17 protein-coding genes are annotated in these 15,887 nt (G+C 35.1%); 11 read left to right on the forward strand and 6 right to left on the reverse strand.

What is annotated here, in order from left to right; translation table 11 throughout:
* Nucleotides 1–65: 65 nt before the first annotated feature.
* On the forward strand, nucleotides 66–590 hold the full coding sequence (locus tag JAZ75_RS18480; RefSeq protein WP_208697412.1) for a hypothetical protein: 525 nt from the start codon (nucleotides 66–68) through the stop codon (nucleotides 588–590).
* A gap of 156 nt (nucleotides 591–746) precedes the next feature.
* Nucleotides 747–1,274, forward strand: a complete 528-nt coding sequence (locus tag JAZ75_RS18485) for a hypothetical protein (RefSeq protein ID WP_208697414.1) — start codon at nucleotides 747–749, stop codon at nucleotides 1,272–1,274.
* 304 nt (nucleotides 1,275–1,578) lie between these two features.
* On the opposite strand, the gene JAZ75_RS18490 is transcribed toward JAZ75_RS18485, so the two are convergent.
* The 3 genes from JAZ75_RS18490 to JAZ75_RS18500 form a co-directional block, all read right to left on the reverse strand.
* Nucleotides 1,579–1,812, reverse strand: coding sequence for a TIGR04139 family peptide modification target (locus JAZ75_RS18490; protein ID WP_132767738.1), 234 nt, complete (start codon nucleotides 1,810–1,812; stop codon nucleotides 1,579–1,581).
* A 367-nt stretch (nucleotides 1,813–2,179) separates the two neighbouring features.
* The gene (locus JAZ75_RS18495; protein ID WP_208697417.1) at nucleotides 2,180–3,208 is read right to left on the reverse strand and encodes a helix-turn-helix transcriptional regulator; all 1,029 of its coding nucleotides are present in this window, start codon (nucleotides 3,206–3,208) and stop codon (nucleotides 2,180–2,182) included.
* On the reverse strand, nucleotides 3,208–4,188 hold the full coding sequence (locus tag JAZ75_RS18500) for a helix-turn-helix transcriptional regulator (protein WP_208697419.1): 981 nt from the start codon (nucleotides 4,186–4,188) through the stop codon (nucleotides 3,208–3,210). The genes JAZ75_RS18495 and JAZ75_RS18500 overlap by 1 nt, the downstream gene beginning before the upstream one ends.
* A 404-nt stretch (nucleotides 4,189–4,592) precedes the next feature.
* Between JAZ75_RS18500 and JAZ75_RS18505 the strand changes: the two genes are divergently transcribed.
* Nucleotides 4,593–5,081 (forward strand): hypothetical protein, encoded by a 489-nt coding sequence (locus JAZ75_RS18505; protein WP_208697422.1) that lies wholly within the window; start codon nucleotides 4,593–4,595, stop codon nucleotides 5,079–5,081.
* An 81-nt stretch (nucleotides 5,082–5,162) separates the two neighbouring features.
* On the opposite strand, the gene JAZ75_RS18510 is transcribed toward JAZ75_RS18505, so the two are convergent.
* Together JAZ75_RS18510 and JAZ75_RS18515 are read right to left on the reverse strand one after the other, a co-directional pair.
* Complete coding sequence (locus JAZ75_RS18510; protein ID WP_232789260.1) at nucleotides 5,163–5,387, reverse strand: DUF1456 family protein; 225 nt, start codon at nucleotides 5,385–5,387, stop codon at nucleotides 5,163–5,165.
* A 332-nt stretch (nucleotides 5,388–5,719) separates the two neighbouring features.
* Complete coding sequence (locus JAZ75_RS18515) at nucleotides 5,720–6,037, reverse strand: hypothetical protein (protein WP_208697424.1); 318 nt, start codon at nucleotides 6,035–6,037, stop codon at nucleotides 5,720–5,722.
* A gap of 313 nt (nucleotides 6,038–6,350) precedes the next feature.
* Between JAZ75_RS18515 and JAZ75_RS18520 the strand changes: the two genes are divergently transcribed.
* From JAZ75_RS18520 to trxB, 6 genes are all read left to right on the forward strand, one after another.
* A complete protein-coding gene (locus JAZ75_RS18520; protein ID WP_132767747.1) occupies nucleotides 6,351–7,355 on the forward strand; it encodes an NAD(P)H-dependent glycerol-3-phosphate dehydrogenase in 1,005 nt (334 codons plus the stop codon).
* A 6-nt stretch (nucleotides 7,356–7,361) separates the two neighbouring features.
* Nucleotides 7,362–8,261 carry an oxygen-dependent coproporphyrinogen oxidase gene (gene hemF, locus JAZ75_RS18525; protein WP_168126402.1) on the forward strand — a complete coding sequence of 300 codons (900 nt, stop codon included), beginning with the start codon at nucleotides 7,362–7,364 and terminating at the stop codon, nucleotides 8,259–8,261.
* A 19-nt stretch (nucleotides 8,262–8,280) separates the two neighbouring features.
* Entirely contained in the window at nucleotides 8,281–9,534 is a 1,254-nt protein-coding gene (locus JAZ75_RS18530) for a M16 family metallopeptidase (protein WP_208697426.1), read from the forward strand.
* Nucleotides 9,524–10,828 carry a M16 family metallopeptidase gene (locus JAZ75_RS18535; RefSeq protein WP_208697428.1) on the forward strand — a complete coding sequence of 435 codons (1,305 nt, stop codon included), beginning with the start codon at nucleotides 9,524–9,526 and terminating at the stop codon, nucleotides 10,826–10,828. Before JAZ75_RS18530 ends, JAZ75_RS18535 begins: the two co-directional genes overlap by 11 nt.
* Before the next feature lie 92 nt (nucleotides 10,829–10,920).
* Complete coding sequence (locus JAZ75_RS18540) at nucleotides 10,921–11,871, forward strand: 3'-5' exonuclease (protein WP_208697429.1); 951 nt, start codon at nucleotides 10,921–10,923, stop codon at nucleotides 11,869–11,871.
* 47 nt (nucleotides 11,872–11,918) lie between these two features.
* Nucleotides 11,919–12,869 carry a thioredoxin-disulfide reductase gene (gene trxB, locus JAZ75_RS18545; RefSeq protein ID WP_208697431.1) on the forward strand — a complete coding sequence of 317 codons (951 nt, stop codon included), beginning with the start codon at nucleotides 11,919–11,921 and terminating at the stop codon, nucleotides 12,867–12,869.
* A 77-nt stretch (nucleotides 12,870–12,946) separates the two neighbouring features.
* Here the strand turns inward: trxB and rnhA are convergent, their stop codons facing one another.
* Entirely contained in the window at nucleotides 12,947–13,444 is a 498-nt protein-coding gene (gene rnhA / locus JAZ75_RS18550; RefSeq protein WP_132840251.1) for a ribonuclease HI, read from the reverse strand.
* 107 nt (nucleotides 13,445–13,551) lie between these two features.
* On the opposite strand from rnhA, the gene JAZ75_RS18555 reads away from it, so the two are divergent.
* Nucleotides 13,552–15,393 carry an alpha-L-fucosidase gene (locus JAZ75_RS18555; protein WP_208697433.1) on the forward strand — a complete coding sequence of 614 codons (1,842 nt, stop codon included), beginning with the start codon at nucleotides 13,552–13,554 and terminating at the stop codon, nucleotides 15,391–15,393.
* Between the two features lie 42 nt (nucleotides 15,394–15,435).
* On the forward strand, nucleotides 15,436–15,882 hold the full coding sequence (locus JAZ75_RS18560; RefSeq protein WP_165902336.1) for a hypothetical protein: 447 nt from the start codon (nucleotides 15,436–15,438) through the stop codon (nucleotides 15,880–15,882).
* Nucleotides 15,883–15,887: the final 5 nt, after the last annotated feature.

Below are 15,887 nucleotides of genomic sequence, written 5' to 3' on the forward strand. Positions count from 1 at the left end.
CTGAAAAGAATAGAGTCTTTTTTTAGTAAGAATTGGTGGAAATAGTAAACTTATGAAATGCAGTGATGAAAATAGATTATGCTTTTGTTGTATTCTTATATGCTTATATAAATCAAATTGATTTGTCTTTGGATAGAAGTAGATGGGAATCCATTGATAATTTGAGGAATTTTTATAAAAATCAAATTTCACCCAAAAATATTGTTGCTTATCTAATGAATAGATTGAATCTAGAAGTCGAAAAAGTGGATAATTTAATTTTTCTTAAGGAAGAATCTTTCGGGGGGAGAATTAAAGATTCCTTGCTGTCTTCTTTTAAAAAAGATATATTTTTGGAAGAAGATAATGTCTACTTTTTGTGTAACAGGTTACTTCTTTTTGATCAATTTTTAGAGAAGGATATGCAAGTTCATCGACTAGAATTAGAAAAACTAAGAATAGATTTCTCGAAATTAAATTTTGGCACATTCATGTGGAAATTAACCAGAAAAGATCGCTTAAGGGCATATAAAGTAGAACATTTTTTACAAAACACATCCGTAAATACACTTTCTATCAGTGAATTTAGTAAGAACTATTTTAAAAATTAACTTGATCTCCTTCGAATAAATTGAAGTCTATTTTTTTAAAAAATTAGTGTTAAGATCCGTCGTTCATTATCATTGGCAAAAAATGAGAAGCAAGATTAAGGGAATCAGCGTTCAAATTTAATTTTTATCATTTATTATAGAATAATATTAATAAAAATGGAAGATTCAGTAATAGAATTATTTTCTCCAAAGAATTTTAACTCATTAAAAAAATATCAAAATTTATTATGCCTCATAGCTTTTATAAATTTATCGATTGCATTGGTAATGGAATTTCCTTTTTCTTTTGAATCAATAAAAATGATGATTCAGACTATCTCATTAACATTATTTTGTATTTGCATATTTTTGTTTATTCTGATTTCCATAATACTGAGAATTTCCAAAAGAATATCTTATTGCTATATAAATAGAAGTGTTCTGTATTTAAAAAAAGATAGTTGCCCAGAGGAAATCAGTATGGATAATATCAGTTTAAATATTAGTTTATCCAATCTAGCTGAAAAAGATTCGTACTTAGATTGTGGACATTTTATAGAAATTAGCACTTCAGAGGGCAAATCCCAGTTTCCAATAAAATTTAACGCCAGTCTTTTACATGTATTCCCTGAATCTAATGTGAATTTTTTTCGTAAAAGCCCGATTTTATTTGTGAAACTAAAAAATTACTTAAAAACTTACTAAATTTGACTTGGGCCACTTCATAGCAATTTGGAGAGGTTACTAAGATAACGGTTTATGTGATTTTACTAGAATAGCACTGAAAAAGAATTATTTTTTACAATCATATTTTGGTCATCATATATAAGTAGTAAATGAAGACTTCGCATTTTGGTAGACTTATTATTTTATTAAAAAATCATCAAACAATCAAATATGTAATTCTTAGTCAGAATACATATTTGATTGTTCTTCAAAGAAGAGATGCTCTTCTTCATTCCATCTAATTTTTTAGAATAGATATTTAGCTAATATATCCCTAAGTTTATTACCACGTATTAGCTTCTGAACAATCTGAAGAGTTGTCCCAAATTCTGCCAGCAAATGCCCCATATTGATCATAAGTATCAATATCTTGTTGGCCTTGCGCATTCAGGAAGTTCGAATAAACGACTGAAGCACCAATAGAACGACGGCCACCTTGTAGCATTTCCAAAGCTGTTTCATCTAACTTATTGTTTTCCAGTGAAGAGAAGCTCTTCATTCCACTTAACTTTTTCATAATTAAATTTTAAGATTTTATTAGCGATTACCTTACCCTGACCTAGAGAGCTTTTGTTGCAATTGCTAGTTATTAAATCTAAAATTCGTTATATACAGCAGGTGAAGCAAACGAATACTGATATGCGATGGTTTTAAAACTATAACTGTCGTTTATTTATGGATATTCGTTATAGAAGCTATATTTTCGATAATTACTATTGGATTAGTGGTTGGTTTTTCGGTATTCATGGTTTACCAACGCTCTTCTTGTGATTATTTTATATCAAGGAAATGCTAAAGGAGAATTTGAAGGACTCTTTAAGTCAGTCTCTTGGCGAAAAAGTCATTCATCATGGGGAGAGCACTACGACACACCATCGACTACATTACTCTGTCGCTTCCTTGCAATTACGCAACGAAACAAAATCCTCATTTGGAAGTACACCATATCTCTTTTTATAAATAGCCGAGAAATAGTCAGATTTTGAATAGCCCAGAGCATACGCGACTTCATATATGGTATTGAACTGACCACTTTTTACCATTTCTTTTGCTAATAACAACTTTTCAGATAGAAAGAAGCTATTCGGATTGCATTTATATATTTTTTTGAATAATCGGGTATATTTAGTCACAGACATACAGGCTATTTCGGCTAGCTTTTCAGTACCTGGAAATTTTTCAAGCAACTGTTCCATGAGGTAAACTTGACTATTCACAACTTGTTGCACATCAAATTCAGATAGCTTACCTACTACAAATTTCTGTTCACTTAACCTTTCAATAAGACTTCCAAAAGCCTGTAAGGCGGCTCCTTTGAGAAATAGTTCGTAGGAACTGTCTTCATATTGACGATCTTTCAGTTTTAGAAGTAACACCCGGGTACGGCTATCCATGTGACTATAGAAATATATGGTATTCTTTTTCGCATACGTCTTTTCAACTATAGACTCTGGAACGATATTGCCCAGATGTTTATGAAGAAGCTGTTTCGAGATCAGTAACCGAAAAGAATACATTCGTTCTGAAATTGGGGGAATATAAGTACTGCTCAAACCCGCATCAACAAGCCCCATTCCTAATTTTGAATGATAACCAACTTTATTCTTCGTATCATTGACTTTGTGGATGCTGATTTGATCACTGATATCATAGTATGCAATGCAGAAATCCCCGGATGAAGCAACTTTAGTAAAGGATATGCTTTGATGAAAGGTGAGGTCTACCACAAGAACTGTCAAGCCAGGAATGACCTCCATAAGATAAGAGCCACCGCTTGCTAAATTTTCAGGAAAAACCAATTGCCGTTGATTAAGATATTTTGCTCCAAGTTTTTCGATAAAATCTTGCCTCCATTCTGTATCCATGGTTACCGTATGAGAAAATTGAATACTATTTTTTGCAGATGTCTCCATTATAATTTTGTTAAGTAGTCCTTGGGTAAAACGCCAAAGTAATTTTTAAAGAGATGTGTTAAATTGGATGCGGTTGGGAACTGCAGTTCGTGAGCGATTTCTCCAATGTTATAGTTCCCGCTTACTAATAGATCACGCGCCAATTCCAGCTTGTTATTAAGGTAAAATTCATAAGGAGTAAGACCTGTGATCTTTTTATACAATTTTTTAAATTTTGTTTCGGACATCAAAGCATGTTCAGCAATTGTTTTGATTCCCGGGAAAGAATCTTTAAGCTTACTGATCAGAAATTCCTGAGAGGATATGATAGCGGTAAAATCAGTGTCGTTAAGTTTACTGACAACAAGGTCTTTTTTGATCAGTTCATCAAGATATTCTCCCAATAAGTTATAGACCGTTGCACTTAGAAACAAATCAAAGGTTAGCGGGTCAATATTGTTCTTTCGAAATTCATTAATATATTGTAAACTATTATTGCTCATGATATTATAGTGAAAGATCGTATTTTGATTCTGATCAAAGACCCGATTGATCAGTTTTTTTAAATGTCCAGAACCAATTAAGTATTCTTTGAGAAGTGTTTTACGGATGAAAATGCAAAAGTTGTATGTCTTGGTTCCCGCTTTAACACGGTAGTCGAGGTTTACACTGCTCTCAACAATGGCAAGATTGTAGTTCCATCTTCCCATTGCTAAAGTGTCATTATTTGTAATGTGAGAAGAGTCGCCTTCAGTGAGATTAAAATAGATGCCAATAAAATCTGAATTTGTATTGCGGAGCTTAAAATGGATATCTTGGTGGTAGAGGACATCTGCAAACATGACCGTGATATCTGGATTTATAGACAGCACATAGCGGGTGCCGCTATGGACGGTATCCGGAATTAGCATATGGTTACCCTTAACAGCTCCATCTAAAGCTTTTGCCATCGGCTCTACCCAATCAGTTTCTATACCAAATTCATGGATGATTTCTTTCATATATAAATTATGCTCCTTTATGTAACTAAATATTTTACTTGGTAACAGGTACTGTATGATTGATTAGCATTACGTTAGCCCTTTCATTTGTGAATTGATTAACAACTTTGTTTTATAACGTATGAATAGATCGAGATGATACACGAGATCATGTATGGCTTAGCTTTAAAATGAAATAATAATTTATTTATCTGAATATTGGCGCAATTATTTTACCAATATTTAAATAATAGAAATATGTAAATGTCATGTCCTCAAATATTTTAAACACTTTGTTAATCAGAAATTTAGTTAAAGTGCAAATTGGTCTTCAGCTGATATTTTATAACGGTATGGTGGTATCACTTCTTAGGAGTAGCTCGTAATTTTGTCTTAAATAAAATTAATATATAAATATAATGAATATGAAGACAAGAAAGATGTTAGGTCAATTATTATTAGTATTAATAATAGCAATAGGCATTACAGCCTGCAGTAAAAATGATGCCGATGAATTAACACCTCCAACAAATGCAATCACATCTGTAAGATTAGTATTTACAGATAGTACAGTCAATGAAAAATCAGCTGGATCAAAAGTAGATCTAACAAAAGTAGCTTCGGTAAAAATAAAATATGCCGTAACTGAAGGAAATATAGGTATTAATGTAGTTAGGGAAGCAACGCTGATGGTAAAAGGTGATAGTAGTAAGGTAAGTACGTTTGATACGAAAACACTTACTTTCAAAGGTGGAAGCAAACTTACAATTTATGGTGCAACGTTATACGATAACAAAGATGCTGTAGTAGGTGGATGGTCAAAAGTGGACAATGATGTATTTGAAGTAACGAGCCCTGAAGGAGTAGTGGTGATGGAGCGTATTTATGGAACAGTAGGTTTAGAGAGATTATAGCAGTTAATCTTATCCTAAAAAAGTGTCGGAAGGTTATGCTTTCGACACTTTTTTGCTTTTATTTATAATTTTAAGATGATATTATGCCTTCTGGTCATTATTTTTAGTTCGAGGGCCACGGTTATAGATAATTAATCCATTGAGGAAATTCCGAAGTAACTGATCTCCGCAAGGTTTGAAATTTGGATGATCTTCTTTACGGAATATGGCACTTAATTCCGTTTTTGTTGCCCTAAAATCGACTAACGCTAATACATTAATAATGTCGTCGTCCGTGAATTTTAAAGCTACTCGAAGCTTTTTCATGATATCATTATTGCTCATCTTATAAATATGTTACCTTAAAATTTTCTATATTTTATTATTCGTGCCCAAGCCAAAACGCTGTTAGCACTGAATGTTCCTGTCAAACTTAGATATATTTGTCTTATTATACAATTATAATTACACCTTATATTAAACATAAATATCGGTTCTTTACAACAAATAATAATTATTTCTTGTGCGAGATCGATAATATGTAATTGTATATGAATGGATTGAGCAACATTCAAGAGTAAATCATAATCAATACTACTGTAACTATAATTGCCCTTAAGTGTAAGGCAGATCTTAATTTAAATATTATACACAGTATTTTAATTATCCTTAGACTTTACAAATAAAAGATATGCAAGTCGTTGTTGTGTAAAATCAGCATTTGGATAAATATCGCGTATAATGTTTTTACAATCTTCGGCACTGCAGCCGGTGTCTAACCGAGCGATGTATTCAGTGATATCTTCTAGATTGATGTATTTGATTGCCACAAGAGTGGCGCAATCTTTACTTTCTTTATTTAATGTAATCTCAAATACTTGCCCGGTCTTATACCGTTCATTGGGCATCCGTAATGTTGTAAATGCCTCGCAGTCCAATTTATTATTCCAGTTTTTCGAAAAGTTAATGTGTTCCATTTTGGTATTAGCGAGTAGTTATAGTGATATGCCTATTTGTAGAGTCCGTACTCAGTACAAATATAGGTACCTATAGGTATGCTTTAAAATTTGGTCATTTATTCTTTTAATAATATTCATCTATCACATTACGATTTAAATGAATATTTATATAAGCCATCATGATCGCCAAATGACATGTTTTCATGAGTCTGTTGGAATTTCGTCAAAAATGAGCTATTTTAAGGCATAATATACCAAGTTAGGATACAGGTGAATGTTAATTATTATATAATTAAGTATATTTGCTCAAACTGTCTAGTAACAAAATTTAATGCAAAAAAATAGAGTAGGGCTTATTGGTAGTGGTAGTTGGGCTACAGCAATGATTAAAATGCTGGGTGACAACGTCGTTGAAAAGGATATACATTGGTGGGTCCGTAAACAAGAAGATGTTGACTATATCAAAAAGCATAAAAAAAATCCAAGTTATTTAAGTGCTGTTGAAGTAAAACTGGATACAGATCATATTTCAACAAATGCAAGAGAAGTAATTCAGGTATCAAATATTATTATTTTGAATACACCTGCCGCTTACTTGAAAGCAGCCTTAAAGGATGTGACAAAAGCAGATCTGGAAGGAAAAATTATTGTTTCTGCCATAAAAGGTATCGTACCTGATGAAAATCTGATCATTGGCGATTATTTACAGGAGGTATACGATGTCTCTTTGGAGAATATTTTAGTTGTCGGTGGACCATGTCATGCTGAAGAAGTTTCTTTGGAGAAACTATCTTATTTGACTTTTGGTTCCAAATCTGAAGAAAATGCGAAGTTAGTGGCATCTTTACTGGAATGCCGGTATATAAAAACAATCATTTCGGACGATGTGTATGGGATTGAGTATGGTGCTGTATTGAAAAATATTTATGCATTGGCGGGAGGAATATGTCATTCGTTAGGCTATGGTGATAATTTTCAGGCAGTTTTAATCTCAAATGCAATCCGTGAGATGGAAACGTATGTCGAGACCATTGATCCTAATCCGCTTCGCGATATTAATAAATCGGCGTATTTAGGCGATCTTTTGGTAACAGCATATTCGCAGTTCAGTAGAAACAGAACTTTTGGGGCGATGATCGGAAAAGGCTATAGTGTACAGTCTGCCCAGCTCGAGATGAATATGGTAGCAGAAGGTTATTATGCTTCTGCCTGTATACAGCATTATATGCGTAAGCATCAGATCGCCTTACCTATCTGTGAAGCCGTTTACCAAATCTTATACCAGCATAAATCTGCTGCAACAATCATAAGCCAACTGGCTGAAAAATTAAGTTAATTCAAGATGATCGATAGATTAAAAATCGCTGAAACTTATAAAACAATTCAGGACGAAATATGTCAAGCACTTGAAAAGCTTGATGGTACCGCTAAATTTGAAGAAGAAATTTGGGAACGTGATGGCGGCGGCGGTGGCCGTACAAGGATCATGCAGCATGGCAATATCATTGAAAAAGGTGGGGTGAATTTCTCTGCTGTGCATGGAAAATTGCCGGAAATGATCAAGAAATCATTTGGTGTCGATGAAGATGAATTTTTTGCTACAGGTGTATCAATTGTTATTCATCCAAACAATCCATTCGTTCCTATTATCCACATGAACATCCGTTATTTCGAATTGAATGATGAAATTCGGTGGTTCGGCGGAGGCATTGATCTTACACCGCACTATGTTATTGAAGAAGATGCACAATTTTTTCATCAACAGTTGAAAAACGTATGCGATATCCATCACCAAGATTTTTACAAAGATTTCAAAAAATGGGCAGATGACTACTTCTATGTACGCCATCGTGAAGAAACACGTGGTATAGGTGGGGTTTTCTATGATAAACTAACACCTGAAAAAACAGGTCTGTCATTTGAGGAAATTTTTCAGTTCTCATGTGACCTTGGACGTACATTTGCACCAACATATACCGAGCTGGTAAACAAAAATCGCCATAAAGACTATACAGAACACCATAAAAACTGGCAATACCTCCGTAGAGGAAGATATGTTGAATTTAATCTTGTTTGGGATTCAGGAACAAAATTTGGTCTTGAAACTAATGGACGTATCGAATCCATTTTAATGAGTTTACCGCCACAGGCAAATTGGGCCTATGATTTTCAACCAGAAGAAGGCTCGGAAGAAGCCAAAACACTTTCTCTTTTGAGAAAAGATATCAATTGGATACAATAAATTAATTTAAATAACCTGAATGGTTTCTTATCAGAAATTTGAACTAGAAAATGGTCTTCGCGTACTTGTTCATGAAGACAATAACACAGCAATGGCCTGTGTCAATATACTGTATGATGTCGGTGCGCGGGATGAATCTCCAGACCAAACGGGATTTGCACATTTATTTGAACACTTGATGTTTGGTGGATCAGTCAATATTCCCGACTATGATACCCCTTTGCAACGTGTGGGCGGTGAAAACAATGCTTTTACAAGTAACGATATTACCAATTACTACATCACGCTACCTTCTTCAAATCTAGAAACTGCATTGTGGCTGGAATCAGATCGTATGCTGAGCCTTTCCTTCTCTGAACAAAGTTTGGAAACACAAAGAAGTGTTGTATGTGAGGAGTTTAAGCAGCGTTACCTCAATCAACCCTACGGTGATGTATGGTTGAAATTAAGACCCTTAGCTTACCAAGTACATCCGTATCGCTGGGCAACGATCGGTAAAGAACTTAAACATATTGAAGATGCAAAAATGGAAGATGTAAAAGCATTTTTCAAGAAGCATTATACACCACAGAATGCCATTATGGTCATTGCAGGTGATGTTAAGTTTGAGGAGATCAAAACACTGGTAGAAAAATGGTTCGCAGATATTCCTGCAGGAAATAAATACATGAGAAATTTACCTCAAGAACCAAAACAAATAGCAGAGCGTAGGGAAGTGGTAGAGGCTGATGTACCACTTGATAGTTTGTTTATATCTTTTCATGCACCTGCACGTATGGATGAAAACTACCATGCAATGGACTTAGTATCAGATCTACTCTCTCGAGGATCATCTTCTCGTCTATACCGTCGTTTGGTAAAAGAACAGGAACTATTCAGTGAGATCAATGCCTATGTGATGGGAAGTATCGACCCCAATTTATTCTTAATTGAGGGAAAACCATCAGACGGCATTAGTCTGGAACGAGCAGAGGAAGCCATCTGGAAAGAACTGGATATCTTAAAGTCTACACCTGTTCCGGCAGAAGAGCTTGAAAAAGTGAAGAATAAGATTGAGTCTACACATGTATTTGCCGAATTGTCGATCTTGGATAAAGCCATGAATCTAGCATATTATGAGCTACTTGGTGACGCCAATGAATTAAACAATGAAACAGCCAAGTATTTGGCCGTTCAATCAGAACATATACAGCAACAGGCAAACGAAATATTTAGAAAAGAAAACGCATCTATATTGTATTATAAATCAAAGGAGGTGGCAAATGCTGAATAGAGCAGTAGCACCTGAAGCCAAACCGATTGGTGATATTCATTTAAAAAGCCCAAAAGTACTTGCTTTCAACAATGGAATTCCTGTTTATGTCTTTCATTCGCCTGATCAAGAATTGGTACGCATTGAGTGGATTTTTAATAATGTCTTCAATGAAGATGAAAATCCGCTCCTAAATAGTGCCCTAAGCGCTTTGTTAAAGGAAGGAACAAAAAACTATAACAGCGCTGAGATTGCGGATAAAGTCGACTTCTATGGAGCTTTTCTAATGCCAGAATACGGATTTGATATCACTTCGCTGACATTGTACACATTAAATAAACATAGTAATGTGTTATTACCTTTGATCAAGGAGATTTTAACAGAATCAGTTTTACCGCAGAAGGAACTGGATACCTATCTCAGAAACAATAAGCAAAAGCTTCAGGTTTCTCTTCAGAAAAACGATTATTTAGCGAGAAGAACCTATTATAATCATGTTTTCGGTTCTGGAAACCGTTATGGAAAAACGCCCTCTTTAGAAGAATATGATTTGATTTCTAGAGATGCTTTAATCGATTTATACCATAAGCAATTTACTCCATCTAATTGTCGTTTAATTATTTCCGGTAATGTATCTGAATCTTTGCTCCAAGAGCTTAGCTTATATTTTGGTGATCAATGGCTGGCTACAGATGAGGTACCATTGACCGAACCGAATTTAACTGCAGATATAGGACAATTGATTTATGACGAAAGAGCAGAGGCATTGCAATCTGCCATACGTATCGGTATGCCGAATATAAATCGTAACCATGTGGATTATCCCGCTTTGCAATTTGTAAATACGTTACTGGGCGGTTTTTTCGGGTCAAGGCTCATGCGTAACATTCGAGAGGAAAAAGGCTATACTTACAGTATCGGTTCAGCTGTGGGTTCTTTAAAATATGGAGGTTTTCTGACTATTGCGACAGAGGTTGGTGTAGATGTAACCGATGCGACATTGACGGAAATCGAAAAAGAAATTGAAATTTTAAGAACAGAATTAGCGACTGTAGAGGAATTGGACTTAGTGAAAAATTACCTCTCAGGATCTATGCTAGGTTCTTTAGAGAGTATTTTTTCACATGCAGATAAGTTTAAAAATGTGCTACTTGCTAACATGGATTTGACTTACTATGACCATTATATGAATGAAATCAATGCGATGACTCCTGAAAAAGTAAAGAAAATCGCTATTCAGTATTTTGACTATAGTAAGATGATTAAAATTGTGGTTGGAAAAATGAAAACCCTAGAATTAGTCTCTGAATTGTAATTAAAGGCTGACAATAAATAATAAATCATTCATACTTTGTATTTTTGTTGTATACAATGATGTATGGAACAATTTAATAAATAAAATTCGTAATGGAATTGAAACTCAAGAAACCTTTAGCATTCTTTGATTTAGAGACTACAGGAATCAATATCTCAGCAGATAGAATTGTTGAAATATCAATATTAAAGGTGTTGCCTAATGCTGAGGAGCAAGTATATACGAAGCGGATTAACCCGCTTATGCCTATTCCTGCAGAATCATCCATGTTCCATGGTATCTATGACGAAGATATTATAGACGCGCCAACATTTCAAGCGATTAGTCAAGAAGTAGCAGATTTTATTGGTGACGCAGATTTAGCGGGTTATAACTCCAATAAATTTGATATCCCTATGCTGATGGAAGAATTCCTACGTTCAGGAGCTGATTTTTCGTTGGAAAATCGTGTTTTTGTTGACGTACAGAATATTTTTCATCAAATGGAACAACGTACTTTGAAAGCTGCTTATAAATTCTATTGCAATGAAATCCTAGAAAATGCACACAGTGCAGAAGCAGACGTAAGAGCTACATATGAAGTTTTGAAAGCACAGTTAACCAAGTACGAAGGTGCTGTGTATGAAGATAAGCATGGTAAACAATCTGTACCTGTTGTAAATGACGTTGAAGCATTGTCAGATTTTACCAATATGACAAAACCAGTGGATTTTGCAGGACGGATTGTGTACAATGAAGACGGAGTAGAAGTCATCAATTTTGGAAAACATAAAGGACGTCCTGTTACAGAAGTTTTTGATGTAGAACCAAGTTATTATGCGTGGATGCAAAATGGCGACTTCCCACTTTACACGAAGAAGTGTTTAGAAATAATCTGGAACCGTCATCGTTCTGCTAAAAAAGCGGCAAAATCGACAGAACCCATTCATGCAGCTGAAGATAAGAAGCAAGCTAAAAAAGAGTTTCAAAAGCAAGAAAATAAAAGCCAAGCAACAGCGATCACAAATGATATGTTAGCAAGTCTAAAAAATAAATTTGGTTAGGTCATAGTACTCGTTAATTAGAAAACAATATTTTATAAAATAATATTATGTCTCAAGAAATAGAACACCTACAGTGTTTAATAATTGGTTCAGGACCCGCAGGATATACAGCAGCGATTTATGCAGCCCGTGCTGATATGAAACCTGTTATCTATACAGGGATGGTACCGGGCGGTCAGTTGACGCAGACAACAGAAGTGGATAACTTTCCTGGATATCCAAAGGGAATTACAGGGCCGATCATGATGGAAGATCTACGTATGCAAGCAGAACGTTTTGGTACAGATGTCCGGTTCGGATATGCAACTAAAGTTGATTTCTCTGGTCCAGTACATCAGGTTGAAATCGACGGAATTAAAACTGTTACTGCAGATACAGTCATCATCGCTACAGGTGCAACAGCAAAATGGTTAGGACTGGATAGCGAGCAAAAATATAACGGTTTTGGTGTATCTGCATGTGCAGTATGTGACGGTTTTTTCTTTAAAAACCAAGAAGTTGCTATTGTAGGTGCTGGCGATACGGCAGCTGAAGAGGCCACCTATTTAGCAAAATTATGTTCTAAAGTACATATGTTGGTACGTCGTGATGAATTTAGAGCTTCTAAAGCAATGGTTCACCGTGTGATGAACACACCAAATATCGAAGTACATTACAATTCAGAAACGAAGGAAATCTTAGGTGACGGTCAAGTGGTAACAGGTGTTCGTGTTTTAAATAACAAAGATCAATCTGAAAAAGTATTGGATGTAACAGGATTTTTTGTTGCTATTGGACACAAGCCAAATACAGATCTTTTCAACGGTATCTTAGATATGGATGAAACAGGTTATTTAATTACACAGCCGAATACGACGGCAACGAATATTCCAGGTGTATTTGCCTGCGGAGATGTGCAGGATAATGTATACCGCCAAGCAATTACAGCAGCAGGAACTGGTTGTATGGCTGCTTTGGAAGCAGAGCGTTATCTAGCAGCTAAAGAGGATGTTGCGTAATTAATAAGTAATCATGTAAAAAGGCCAGGAAATTATTCCTGGCCTTTTTTATGCCCTGCTCGCTTAAAATTTTTGAGTTAAGCTTTAGCTTCTTCCATTTCATATACTGAATCAATCTTCCAGGAAGATTTATCTTTCGAAGCTTTTACAGCCAACTGATCGCATCGTTCATTTAAAGGATGACCAGCATGCCCTTTTACCCATACTAATTTAACCTGATGCAGTTTGTAAACCTGCATCAATCTTATCCAGAGATCTTTATTTTTCTTTCCTGCAAATCCCTTTTGAATCCAGCCATATACCCATTTCTTGTCGATGGCATCAATGACATATTTGGAATCTGAATAAACTGTAACCTTTTGGTTGAGATTTTTTAAAGCTTCTAGACCAACAATTACCGCCATCAGCTCCATACGGTTATTAGTGGTTTTACGATAGCCACCAGAAAACTCTTTCTCAATCAGTTTACCTTTATACGCTTCATTATCACCCGTATAAACTGTCCTTAATATCGTACCGTAGCCACCTGGTCCTGGATTACCGCTCGAAGCACCATCCGTGTATAATTCAATCATCAATACAAAGATAAATTATTAAGCCAAAAAACCGACTTTAAGTTTGAATTGAACGAATAAATTCTTACTTTTCACCTTTTTAAAACCTGATATTTCAATAAGTAACTATGATTCGGAAGAAGTCAATATTAGCAGTGTTGTTTTTAGCACTTTCTAGCTATAACGTTTTTGCACAAGAAACTAAAAACAAGAATGAGGAAGTCAAAAAAATGGAATGGTTTGAAGATGCAAAATTAGGCATTTTTATCCATTGGGGAATTTATTCGGTTAAGGGGGTTTCTGAATCTTGGGCTTTTTTCAATAACTATATCAGTCATGAAAATTACATGAAACAACTGGGTGGTTTTACAGCCAACCAATATCAACCGGAAGAATGGGCAAAATTGATTCAGGAATCCGGAGCAAAGTATTCGGTCATTACAACACGTCATCATGATGGTGTATCTCTTTGGGATAGCAAATCGAATAATGCAATTACAACAGCGAAAGATGCTGCTGCTAAAAAGGATGTTCTGACTCCTTTTGTATCGGCACTTCAGAAGAAAGGTCTTAAAACCGGATTGTATTACTCATTACCGGATTGGAGTCATCCAGATTATGATGTCAATACGAGAATAAAAAAACGTTATAACGTAGGCGATGATGCCAATCGTTGGAATAAGTTTGTTAATTACTATCAGGGACAGTTAGCAGAATTGTCTAAAGCATATAAGCCAGATCTAATTTGGTTTGATGGCGATTGGGAACACAATGATCAGGAATGGCGTGCAAAAGAAACATTGACGCAATTACGCAAGTATAATCCAAATATCATTATCAATTCCAGACTGAATCAACATGGTGACTATGATACTCCAGAGCAGGGTATTCCGGTTGTAAAACCTGAAGCACGCTATTGGGAGCTCTGCTATACCATGAATGATTCTTGGGGATATCAGCATTTTGACCATCATTATAAAACTCCAAACATGATCGTCCGTACTTTGGTAGATTGTATTTCAATGGGCGGAAATCTTTTATTGGATATTGGCCCCAAAGCCGATGGGACAATCCCTACAGAACAGGTGCAGATCTTGAAAGAATTAGGAAGATGGACTTCTAAACATAAAGATGCGATTTACGGAACGCGTGCAGGAGTGCAATCTCGGTTTTGGAATGATAAAAATGCTTTTTCTAAAGATGGAAAAACATTATACATCTATTTGGATAACGTAAAAGATAAATTAGTTTTACAAGGTCTGAAAACCAAACCTGCTTCAGTTAAATTTGTTGGAAACCCAGATAAGATAGATTATCAGTATGATGACTATACACTGGAATTAAATCTACCTACAGCTAATTTCGATCCAGCTGTAACTGTTGTAGCCATTACCTTTAATGAGAAGCCAGCTATTGATTTGGAAAGAAAAGAAGTGAATTATACTGCTTATGAAATTGCAGGCCAAAGTCAAGTAGCGCATGCAATTGCCACAATTAGTAAATCTACAGCCATAGGATCCAATTTGTTTAAAGACAAGATCAGTGCAGACGGCGATTTATTAGATAAAAACTTAAAATTTACAGCTGCCGAAATTAAAGAGTGGGTAACGAAAAATGCAGAAATCTTACATGATGCTGCAGCTGGAATTGCTGATGGACACTACGCGGGATTAAGTGCACTATCTAAAGATAAGCAGACACTTTATCTTTTCGTTGAAGGAACTCCAACGGGGCCAATTGCATTAAAGGGGCTTAAGAATACCATAGCACGTATACGCATAGTAGGTGAAGGTTCTATGATCGGACATGATATATTCAATAAATTATACTGGAGCTCGACACCAGGTATTGTGTATATTGATGTTCCCAAAGAACGGATCGATAAAAACATGACAATAATTGCGGTTTTATTAGATAAACCAATTGAATTGTATCGAGAGCACGTAGGAGCTATTGAAAGTAATTTATAAATTTGTAAAGAGGCAATTAAAAATGCCTCTTTTTTTATGACTATGAAATTTTTATTACCACTGTTATTTTTACCACTGCTAATTTCCTGTAATAACGGAAACGGAAGTAAAGCGCAAAAGCAACGTGCCGATTCACTTGCCCTGGAAGTGGTAGAGCAACGCTTGGATATTAGAGATCTCGCAAATTCCGATCATTTCATGTATTATGAGGATAGCCAAGCTCAAAATACAACTGATATAAAGAAACTTACTGGAATCGAAAAAATAAAAGCTAAGGTAGTGGCTTATAGGATCTATAAGAATCTTAGTTTGGAAAACAACCGTTATGTTTTTAAAGCCAAATCTCCCTTAGAATTGCATATACCGAATAAAATTTTTGTGAGTTTTGAAAGAGCATTTTTAACATCCAACAATAGTGTCATCAGCAGCAAAGACTCAATTAAACTACAGTTGCCAACAAATTTCCAAGATTCGGTATTAACTTGGTAGTAGAT

The sequence above is a fragment of the Sphingobacterium sp. UDSM-2020 genome (assembly GCF_016132525.1).
Lineage (GTDB): Bacteria > Bacteroidota > Bacteroidia > Sphingobacteriales > Sphingobacteriaceae > Sphingobacterium > Sphingobacterium anhuiense.

Bases quoted from the DNA above. Each gene is read 5' to 3' on its own strand.
- rnhA (WP_132840251.1), bottom strand. From the start codon at position 13,444: ATGATTGAATTATACACGGATGGTGCTTCGAGCGGTAATCCAGGACCA.
- hemF (WP_168126402.1), top strand. From the start codon at position 7,362: ATGATCGATAGATTAAAAATCGCTGAAACTTATAAAACAATTCAGGAC.
- JAZ75_RS18515 (WP_208697424.1), bottom strand. From the start codon at position 6,037: ATGGAACACATTAACTTTTCGAAAAACTGGAATAATAAATTGGACTGC.
- JAZ75_RS18560 (WP_165902336.1), top strand. From the start codon at position 15,436: ATGAAATTTTTATTACCACTGTTATTTTTACCACTGCTAATTTCCTGT.
- JAZ75_RS18490 (WP_132767738.1), bottom strand. From the start codon at position 1,812: ATGAAAAAGTTAAGTGGAATGAAGAGCTTCTCTTCACTGGAAAACAAT.
- JAZ75_RS18535 (WP_208697428.1), top strand. From the start codon at position 9,524: ATGCTGAATAGAGCAGTAGCACCTGAAGCCAAACCGATTGGTGATATT.
- JAZ75_RS18495 (WP_208697417.1), bottom strand. From the start codon at position 3,208: ATGGAGACATCTGCAAAAAATAGTATTCAATTTTCTCATACGGTAACC.
- JAZ75_RS18485 (WP_208697414.1), top strand. From the start codon at position 747: ATGGAAGATTCAGTAATAGAATTATTTTCTCCAAAGAATTTTAACTCA.
- JAZ75_RS18530 (WP_208697426.1), top strand. From the start codon at position 8,281: ATGGTTTCTTATCAGAAATTTGAACTAGAAAATGGTCTTCGCGTACTT.
- JAZ75_RS18505 (WP_208697422.1), top strand. From the start codon at position 4,593: ATGAAGACAAGAAAGATGTTAGGTCAATTATTATTAGTATTAATAATA.
- JAZ75_RS18555 (WP_208697433.1), top strand. From the start codon at position 13,552: ATGATTCGGAAGAAGTCAATATTAGCAGTGTTGTTTTTAGCACTTTCT.
- JAZ75_RS18540 (WP_208697429.1), top strand. From the start codon at position 10,921: ATGGAATTGAAACTCAAGAAACCTTTAGCATTCTTTGATTTAGAGACT.
- JAZ75_RS18480 (WP_208697412.1), top strand. From the start codon at position 66: ATGAAAATAGATTATGCTTTTGTTGTATTCTTATATGCTTATATAAAT.
- trxB (WP_208697431.1), top strand. From the start codon at position 11,919: ATGTCTCAAGAAATAGAACACCTACAGTGTTTAATAATTGGTTCAGGA.
- JAZ75_RS18500 (WP_208697419.1), bottom strand. From the start codon at position 4,188: ATGAAAGAAATCATCCATGAATTTGGTATAGAAACTGATTGGGTAGAG.
- JAZ75_RS18520 (WP_132767747.1), top strand. From the start codon at position 6,351: ATGCAAAAAAATAGAGTAGGGCTTATTGGTAGTGGTAGTTGGGCTACA.
- JAZ75_RS18510 (WP_232789260.1), bottom strand. From the start codon at position 5,387: ATGAAAAAGCTTCGAGTAGCTTTAAAATTCACGGACGACGACATTATT.